This is a genomic window from Cerasibacillus quisquiliarum (genome assembly GCF_014202495.1).
Lineage (GTDB): Bacteria > Bacillota > Bacilli > Bacillales > Amphibacillaceae > Cerasibacillus > Cerasibacillus quisquiliarum.
The window spans coordinates 58,745-67,402 of the sequence record NZ_JACHHA010000013.1 but is presented as its reverse complement, the minus strand read 5'-3'; the positions used below and the strand labels follow the sequence as shown (position 1 = coordinate 67,402).

The window sequence follows — 8,658 nt, the reverse complement described above, 5'->3', positions numbered from 1 at the left end:
AAGCCACCGAATTAAATATAGGAAGTCTATATTTTAATCGGAAAATGTTCAAAATTAATGAGCAAAAAGTGTTCAATTTTACTTGACGGTTACAAGGGTTCAGCCGCTGATCCCTTTCGGTGTCAAAACCATAAGGGCGCAACTAAAAATTCGAGATAAAACCAATCCACGTTCAACAACTCTTCGCTTTAATTAAAGGTCACACGCTTTGGGTCGTCAGGGTCGACTAATAGGGCATAACACTGCCCGACTCGTATCTCCGGCAAGATGGCATAAGGAATCTCCTGTTTAATAACAGTTTCATAATCATTGCCATCAAAGCGATACTGCATCACGATTTTTAATACAGGCATCCCATTCACATACACCGCGGTGTCTTCTAAAGAGCGAATGCAACCCTCAGTGACAACACCATGCTCTGCCAAGTAAAGATGATCATTTCGCTGATCAATAATAAAAGGTTTCATCCCAAAGAAATGAGCTGCCAAAAAAACCAATGTGAAAGCAGGCCACACCAAATTATCAACCAACGAGTTTTTCTTTTTAAGAAACATCACCAACCATAAAATGCCCACTGCAATCGCTCCGAGAAGAAATAAATACGCTCCGATCCAATCCAATACTATTTTTATATAATCCAACACTACCGCCCCCTTACGACACAGTTTGTCAACAAAGTGGAAGACCTACGCCCGAAATGCTCACTCGTTCGGTGCTCGGGCTGCGCCCTGCGCTCCGCGTGCGACTTCCGCTTTCACCCTTGACACTGTCCTATTTCCGTTCAAACAGCTTTGAGCTCCTACTCGATTCTTATTACTATCTTGCTATACTATACACCATTCTCGTTGTTCATAAAACATATTAATGACAATCCCAATCGTGCAATACATTCAATAAATTTCGGCTTTTTAAATCCCCACTTGTGATAAAATAGTTGGCGACTCCTGCATCACCCCACATAATACCAGGCGTATCATAAGAATCTATTTGAAATAATAAGATATCGTAGCTTTGGTATTGCTCTTTATAACGCGGATCATCTTGGGTGAAAACAGGATAGCCACTTAGCTTAGAACCTGATGAATAAGTAGTTAATTCGATATAAGATTCGGCGATTTCATCGTACTCATCATCTGATAAATTTTCTAAATTCGTTATCTGATTAAAACGGTAATCATCAAATGATATTAATTCCTTTTGGGGCTTAAAAGACATACCTAATTCTTTTTCTACGGGGAAAAAGTTTTGTTGATCAAAAGTCGGCAATTCCGTCGCCCACTTCGAGGAATCTGTTTCAATTGTTTCATGATACACTACTCGAAAGCTATCTTGCTTTGTTTGGTCATCAAAATTCAAGCCATAAAGATAGTCATCTAAAATAAAAAATGTAATAGCCCACTGTCAGGATAATCTTCTAAGGTTTGCTCCATTTCGCTAAAATTCACTTGGGCTAAAAAGCGTAATGGTTGATCTGACGCTATCGTCGGATACACTTCACTCTTTAACCAATATGGTTGACCCCCAATCTTACTCTGGGTCAACTCAACTTCTTCATTGTGAAATCGAACTAGAAGGGAATCTCGTTCTGTTGCTAGCAATTTCTTCTCGGTTTGTTTTAATGATTTAGGAATTTTCATTCTCATTACTCTTCCTTAAATACTTATCAATAGGTATGATTTTTTGTTTTACGAAGATACATTGATTCAATTATTTAATCTAATATACCAGAAAGATATTGAATTGTTGTAAATGGGATGTAATAATTATGTAAAATATATAAAATTTATAAAAAAGGTTCATAAGTTCTTTAAATTTCCATTTATACTTACAGTTAGTGCAGTTTAGCATAAAACCCCTCCTCATACATTATTATCAATAGTACAGCAAAGAGTATATAAACTACACAGTTAATAATGATATCTAATCCTCTTATTTTCCCCTTATTCTTCATATGATTTTACTTGATTACCATTAACAAGTCACACATACGGTCTGTATCTTCTATTCCAACCTGTAACAAGATAACTTATGGTTTTTGATTAACAAGCAGCTAAGTTAGGTCAAATTTGATTGAAAAGTTATCTTCTCTTCCCGAATAAATAACATCAATATGTTGACCGACATAATTCATTTTTAGTTTTTCCTTTTATAGGAAAAGCGTTCGCTCTGCTCGGACTTTTTCTTGATTTGATTTGGTAATTTCAATTTCGATGCTCGTCTCAACTTTATCGTCTAAGGTTTTTCCTGTTAAATCAACATTTTTAACAAGCGCTAAAGCTCTGTCAATTACTGAATTTAGGAAGTTACGAAATGATTTAATCAATAATCCCGAAAATGAATTTCATCTATTGGTTTTGCTTGCACTAGAAACAGGAATGAGAAGAGGTGAATTGTTAGGTATAAGACCGGAGTATATTTATAAAAAAGAAACGGAGGATGGCTATGAGTATGGTATAAAGGTTAGAGAGTCAATCAGTCCCACTTCTGATGATACATCTTTAAAAACAGAGAATGCAAAACGTAATGTAACTATCAATAAAGAAGTGTATGACCTCATTAAAAAAATTCCTGTTAAAGAAAATGGATATGTTTTCGACTGGAATGGATTTAAACAGTCCGAACAGTTACAAATTCTTTTAGAAAAACTAAATATCCCTAAAACTACCTTTCATGGCTTACGTGATACACATGCATTCTTTTTGTTCGCTAAAGAGATTGACCTCGTTTATGTCTCTAAACGTTTAGGACATATCAACATCCAAACAACTCAAAATTACTACTTAGAATTAATGCCAGAAAAAAAGCACCAGCAAGATGCTGATGCTTTAAATCTGTTAAGTTCTTTATAAGATTCAAGCTGATTTGAACCAACTCGAACCAATAAACGCTTGTAAACGTTGATATAATAACGTTTCGTTTAACGTTTTGAAAACTGTGGTGCACGACGGGCTTTTTTAAGACCGTATTTCTTACGCTCAATAATATTTCATTTTTCATTGTATTTTATAATTACTCATAACCCATGATGAATCAACGTTTTCAATCTTTTCCGTTTCATCTAGTTTCATTCAATTTCATCGAAGGGGAGTAAAAGGTGAGTAAATATACGCTGGTCGGTAGTAGTTATTTTGTCATGATGAAAATTTATTTTAGCCTATATAAAATCTTTTTGAAAAAGTAGAGTAAGCTATTTCCATAAATCTGTCATCTTAACAGTATCACTTTGCGGTCTTAATTTTTTGTTTTTTTTAAAAACAATCACTACAGTGATTGGCACTGTCAAAGCTGTTCCAGATAAGATACAAACCCTTTGTGCTAATACTGGTAACATGGCTTTAGAAATACTAACTAGAGTTGAAATGGAATTATCAATTATCTGCAAATCTCAATCATTAATTAGTTTATGTAGAAAAAAATTATGTACCTGTGATAAAATTGTTGGTGAAATATCGGCAGGTCGTTGACTTGATATAGTTAAGAAAAAACCAAATTTCGTCCCCTCTTACTAATGAAATTTGAAAACAACTATCTACCAAACAATCATAAAATATGTAATTGGTTATTTATTAAAATTTTCTAACCAACCTTCGTAGTCTTCGTCCTCCATTACATAGATATCCACCATACGGATCATATCAATACCTTTCATTTGACCTTCTTTTTTTAAAACTTCTAAACCTTTTTCGACATAATGCAACCACTCTTGATCTATTCTCATTTCTTCATGAATTTGTTTAGCCGTCTTACCTTCTAATGAATAATTTAGCAAAAATTCAAGAGAACGAGTGTATTTGTAATAATCGTCCTCGCTAGGAAAGTCATTTCTTGTTTTTACCACGAATGAATCCCTCCTAAATTAATACTCTAAATTTAATAAACAAATCAATTATAGATAACGGGAGAAATACTATTAACATTATTTGACTTTCTTTTTTGATTTGTAAACAATCCATTCAAAGTAATTTATAACATCCTGAACTTCCTCTTTATTTAAATATCTCCATTTAAATATATTGAATATTTCATAAGGATCTAAACCATGTTTTTCAATTAAATCAATAATTTCTTCACAACTTCTTTTTATATCTACTCCCACATTTTCACTTGATATTTTTTCTGATTTTCTACCAAGTAGGTAATCTGTCGTAACGTTAAATAAATCTGCCAATTTTATTAGAATTTTGAAATCAGGTAGGTTTTCACCTGTCTCATACTTTGTATATGTAGTTCTTTTTATCCCTAATTCAATTGCGATTTGTTCTTGAGTTAGTCCAATCATTTTTCTACAATGTTTTAATCGCTCATTAAACTTCATTATTTTCACCTTTCACTTTTGACCTGCAAAAATAATAACATCTATTTTGTGATATTATATCACAAAAATTATATACACTACAAAATAATACATTATTGGATTTTAATTGATAGTTATTTATTATAACATTATAATAGTTATTATATATAACATATTTAAGGGGGAAAGTATAGTGAATTTTAACGAAGTACTTAGACAGTTGCGAAAAGGTACTATATATACCCAAGAAGAACTTGCAAATAAGTTAGGGTTATTAAGATCGACTTATGCCAAATATGAAACTGGAGAAAATGAACCTGATTATAAAACATTAGTTAAAATTGCAAATTACTATGGAGTTTCTACAGATGTATTGTTAGGAAGAAATGTGAAAGAAAACAATAATATGTACAATTCCTGTGAAGAAATAAAATTATTAATTTTAGAATTAGGAGTTAGTGATGAAAAGTTTTTTGACATTGAAAATTGGGAGGTTTTAGAAAAAGAAGATATAGAGGATATTCAAAAGTATTTTGAATGGATTGTACATAAAGCTAGAGAGAAAAAGCAATTAATCTAGCTTTATGGTGGGATAAAATCAAACTTACTAAAACCGAGTGTCTTATTATTTTTCTGTTTAGGTGCTTGTAATAAATGAAGATGGGAAAAATATTGAGAATGATGAAGCTTTTGAAACAGTGGAACAAGAGGATTTGGACTAAATTGAATTTGTGTGGAGGAGTTAGAGGAAAAATACTCAACTTGTCAAATGATATTCCTGTTATAGATATACAAGGGGGTTCTAGTATTCTTGCCATAGTTGAAGTGTAAGATTGTGTTATAAAGTGTTGTAAACACTAGCTTTGTTTTCTTAAAAAGTAACGAATGGGAGAGAAGATTTCATGGTTAAAATTAAGAGGTTAATAACAAGTTTCGTGTTAGTTGGATTGGTAATGAGTTTCTTTATACCTGATAATCTTGTTTCAGCAGAGGAAGTTGATGGAAAATGTTCGATCACAATCGATGCTAATGTCCATGATGGTAATAGACACGCTGAGCCTACAGGAGATTGCAAAGATGATTTGTTCGGATGGGTCGATCCTACTGGTACGCCAATGATTGCAGGAGCAGTTACAAGAGAGGTTGCTAATGGTCAAGTTATTAGAGTATCAGTAGGTGCAGGTCTTTATGATTTAAGTATTACTGTTATCCCTAAAAAAGAAGAACCAAAACCTGAGCCGAAGCCGACACCACAACCAAAGCCTGTAAAACCGAAAGAACCTTCAAATCCTTCACCGTCTAAACCTAAAGCTAATGATGAGAATAGTGGAAATAGTGAATCAAAGGGTTTTTCAAATAACAAAAACAGCGGAAATACTGGTGGAAGTTCTAAGGGTAATAACAATGATTCTAACGTGAAGTCAAACGACAATAAAAATACCACTTCTAAAGTTCATAACAAAGATAGAAATGTAAAAAATAGTAACATTGATAAGGGTAAAGAAAAGCTTACAATTACTGAATTAAGAGATAAAGGTGTTGCTGTAAAAAAAGAAAACGACAAGTATTATGCCATTTATGAAGATGAAAATGGTAATGAAGTGAAGAAAGAAATAAGTGAAAAAGAATATGAGAAGTTGATGGAAGATGCAGAGGAAGTAGAAGATGAAAGGCTCTTTGTCAAATAACGTTGGTTATAAATATTAGTCGAATAAATTATTATCGAGAACTAGCGTTCTAAATCCGTTGACTTTCACTACAGACAGCTGCTTTCCGTGGGCACGTTCCCATAGGAGTCTCCGTATATTTCTTGCGCACTTTTTTAGTTTCAATAAATTTTCTATTATTTTATTTATAACAGATCATTCATTTTGCCGTTTTTTTCTTAAGATATAAATGTATATGAGTGGAGCAAGTCCACTTATAAATAAAACTCCACCAATAACGAATCCATTTTGAAGCGAATATCCATCCGTTTATTACATTACACGTAAAAAAAGAATGCTAACAATAAAATTAACACTCTTTTTCATAGTTCATTTACGGTATTCGTTCAATGATCGTTGCGTTTGCCATGCCCATTCCTTCGCAAATAGCTAGTAAACCATACTTTCCTTCGATACGATCAAGTTCATTTATCAGGGAAACGAGCAACTTCGTCCCTGTCGCTCCTAAAGGATGCCCTAAAGCAATCGCTCCACCGTTTACATTTAATTTTTCTACGTCTGCTTGTAAGTCGTGTAACCATGCGAGTGGTATTGGAGCAAATGCTTCATTCACTTCATACCTAGCAATATCAACTAAACTTACATTCGCTTTTTTCAACACTTGTCGAGTCGCCTCAATTGGACCAGTTAACATCAGTGTCGGATCAGAACCGACGACAGAACGAGCAACAATTTTTGCTTTCTGCTTTAAGCCTAGTTCATCCGCTTTTTCTTTCGACATAAGCAAAACAGCACTTGCACCGTCGCTCATTTGACTAGAATTTCCCGCTGTTATTTTTCCGCCTTTTTTAAATACTGGTTGTAATTCACTTAAGATGTCGATCGTCGTTTCCGGACGTGGACCTTCATCTACATCTACTATTTTTCCTTCCCCATTTTCATCCATAACTTTAATCGGGACTATTTCATCTGCATAATGACCTTTTTCAATAGCAGATAATGCAAGTTGATGACTTTGATAAGCATACTCATCTAATTGCCTTCTAGAAAAACCCCATTTGTTCGCAATCAATTCTGCAGAAATTCCTTGATTCACAATCTTGTGCTGTTTCGTTAGCCGTTTACTAGGTTTCGTTTCTCCTACGTTTTTAAACATCGGTGCTCTCGTCATACTTTCAACGCCACCTGCAATCACGATATCCATATCTCCAGATGCAATTGCTTGAGCGGCAAAATGTACGGCTTGTTGACTCGAACCGCATTGACGGTCAATCGTCACACCAGGTACATGAATGGGAAATCCAGCGATTAATAATGCTGTCCTTGCTACATTCATCGCCTGTTCGTTTATTTGCGTTACACAACCTGCGATGACATCTTCTACATCGCCCTTTTCAATTCCTGAACGATCGATTAAAGCTTGTAATACATCGGCAAATAATTCATCGGCTCGATAATTGCTAAATACTCCATTTCTTCTTCCTACCGCAGTTCGACATCCTTCTACAATTACAACTTCTCGCACATGAAGCACCCCTTTTCTTCTATAACATATTATATAACTTTTTCACCTTTATTGAAACCGTTTTCAATGATGTGCAAGGGGCAAATGCTGAGACAACTTATGAAATTATCATTGGAAAGTTTTATAATGGAAAATAATTCGTACGACCACTACATGCTGTATGCGAATCGTAAAATTTTCGCTTCACAACATGTGTGTTCGTATATAATCGTTAATCGACTAAACTTTCTACATAGCGTGTCAATTGATCCATTTCTCGATCAGATAACTCTTCAGCATTAGAGTCGACTTTTACTTTCAATTCTACCCATTGAAAATCGTCGTCTCCTCTTAAAATATGATAGACTGGACTGACAATTTGTAAATCATGTTGCATCGCATACGTAAATAGTCGCTCATAGCCTAATTCTGTATTTGTTTCAAAGTTTCCTTTAACTCTTGTCATCAACATCTGATCGACATAATAATAAGTTTGAAACAACAAATTTGTTTCTCTCGGTACATATGATTGTTCAACAGGCATCAGTACGTCTATATCCATTCTTTCATCTAAAGGAACATTTTTTAATGCGTAAATTAACGGTCCATTAATCGATAAATTAGCAGCAGTTAATTTAGCATTAAAATCATGGAGAACTTTTTCAAAATCTGAGTAATGGAATTCATATGAATGCCAGACGACATTTCTATACATAATCGTTTCTTCTTCTATGACCATGATTCTATATCTGCTCCTTTCACGACCGCATAAACATCCATGATTACATCATCGAACAAATCGAATGTCACATGGTAAAATGCAGGCTCTAATTCCCAACCTCGTTCTTTCGCATAGTTTTCTAATAACTCATATGCTTCGTCTAACTCATCAATTTCCGCACAGCGGACCCAAATAGCTGGCCCAATTTGAACGACATCTTGTTGCTCGAAACCGGCATCTTCCGCTAATTCTACTGGTGTATTTAGACCAATATAATATGTATATTTTCCAAAGTTCGGTTCATTGTCAATCTCCTCAATTTTAAAGACGACAGGGCTCGTATAATAAATGTCTTCATTTACTAAATTTCGTTGTAATCCCAGTACCGGTTTAAACCATTCTTCATGTTGAATAATTTCCTCGACAGTAATGACATTTTGTAAAATTAAAGATTCTTCTCTTACTTTCATCT

General features: G+C 34.1%; 10 protein-coding genes and 1 pseudogene. 3 read left to right on the top strand and 8 right to left on the bottom strand.

From position 1 onward, the window contains the following. Nucleotides 1-188: 188 nt before the first annotated feature. Complete coding sequence (locus HNQ35_RS11950) at nt 189-641, bottom strand: hypothetical protein (RefSeq protein WP_146938401.1); 453 nt, start codon at nt 639-641, stop codon at nt 189-191. A gap of 220 nt (nt 642-861) precedes the next feature. Then, nucleotides 862-1,637, bottom strand: a pseudogene (locus HNQ35_RS14295) (YwqG family protein). A gap of 555 nt (nt 1,638-2,192) precedes the next feature. On the opposite strand from HNQ35_RS14295, the gene HNQ35_RS11935 reads away from it, so the two are divergent. Then, entirely contained in the window at nt 2,193-2,849 is a 657-nt protein-coding gene (locus HNQ35_RS11935; RefSeq protein ID WP_246118097.1) for a site-specific integrase, read from the top strand. A 68-nt stretch (nt 2,850-2,917) separates the two neighbouring features. Here HNQ35_RS11935 and rpsI read toward each other — a convergent pair whose 3' ends face one another. The 3 genes from rpsI to HNQ35_RS11920 form a co-directional block, all read right to left on the bottom strand. Then, nucleotides 2,918-2,980 carry a 30S ribosomal protein S9 gene (rpsI, locus tag HNQ35_RS14535; RefSeq protein ID WP_371862325.1) on the bottom strand — a complete coding sequence of 21 codons (63 nt, stop codon included), beginning with the start codon at nt 2,978-2,980 and terminating at the stop codon, nt 2,918-2,920. A gap of 579 nt (nt 2,981-3,559) precedes the next feature. Further along, nucleotides 3,560-3,838, bottom strand: a complete 279-nt coding sequence (locus HNQ35_RS11925) for a hypothetical protein (protein WP_146938398.1) — start codon at nt 3,836-3,838, stop codon at nt 3,560-3,562. 78 nt (nt 3,839-3,916) lie between these two features. Beyond that, nucleotides 3,917-4,315: a helix-turn-helix domain-containing protein gene (locus tag HNQ35_RS11920; RefSeq protein WP_146938397.1), complete on the bottom strand. Its 399-nt coding sequence runs from the start codon at nt 4,313-4,315 to the stop codon at nt 3,917-3,919. A gap of 172 nt (nt 4,316-4,487) precedes the next feature. Here HNQ35_RS11920 and HNQ35_RS11915 point away from each other — a divergent pair, with 172 nt between their 5' ends. After that, nucleotides 4,488-4,874 carry a helix-turn-helix domain-containing protein gene (locus tag HNQ35_RS11915; RefSeq protein WP_170226714.1) on the top strand — a complete coding sequence of 129 codons (387 nt, stop codon included), beginning with the start codon at nt 4,488-4,490 and terminating at the stop codon, nt 4,872-4,874. 322 nt (nt 4,875-5,196) lie between these two features. Continuing rightward, the gene (locus tag HNQ35_RS11910) at nt 5,197-5,982 is read left to right on the top strand and encodes a hypothetical protein (protein ID WP_170226713.1); all 786 of its coding nucleotides are present in this window, start codon (nt 5,197-5,199) and stop codon (nt 5,980-5,982) included. Nucleotides 5,983-6,334: 352 nt separating this feature from the next. Here the strand turns inward: HNQ35_RS11910 and HNQ35_RS11905 are convergent, their stop codons facing one another. The 3 genes from HNQ35_RS11905 to HNQ35_RS11895 form a co-directional block, all read right to left on the bottom strand. Then, nucleotides 6,335-7,486 carry a thiolase family protein gene (locus HNQ35_RS11905; protein WP_146938393.1) on the bottom strand — a complete coding sequence of 384 codons (1,152 nt, stop codon included), beginning with the start codon at nt 7,484-7,486 and terminating at the stop codon, nt 6,335-6,337. A gap of 211 nt (nt 7,487-7,697) precedes the next feature. After that, nucleotides 7,698-8,204, bottom strand: a complete 507-nt coding sequence (locus tag HNQ35_RS11900) for a DUF5085 family protein (protein WP_146938392.1) — start codon at nt 8,202-8,204, stop codon at nt 7,698-7,700. Next, a complete protein-coding gene (locus tag HNQ35_RS11895; protein ID WP_146938391.1) occupies nt 8,195-8,656 on the bottom strand; it encodes a hypothetical protein in 462 nt (153 codons plus the stop codon). The genes HNQ35_RS11900 and HNQ35_RS11895 overlap by 10 nt, the downstream gene beginning before the upstream one ends. Between the last annotated feature and the right edge of the window lie 2 nt (nt 8,657-8,658).

Coding starts and splice junctions, on each gene's coding strand:
- HNQ35_RS11895 (WP_146938391.1), bottom strand. CDS start 8,656: ATGAAAGTAAGAGAAGAATCTTTAATTTTACAAAATGTCATTACTGTC.
- HNQ35_RS11910 (WP_170226713.1), top strand. CDS start 5,197: ATGGTTAAAATTAAGAGGTTAATAACAAGTTTCGTGTTAGTTGGATTG.
- HNQ35_RS11900 (WP_146938392.1), bottom strand. CDS start 8,204: ATGGTCATAGAAGAAGAAACGATTATGTATAGAAATGTCGTCTGGCAT.
- HNQ35_RS11920 (WP_146938397.1), bottom strand. CDS start 4,315: ATGAAGTTTAATGAGCGATTAAAACATTGTAGAAAAATGATTGGACTA.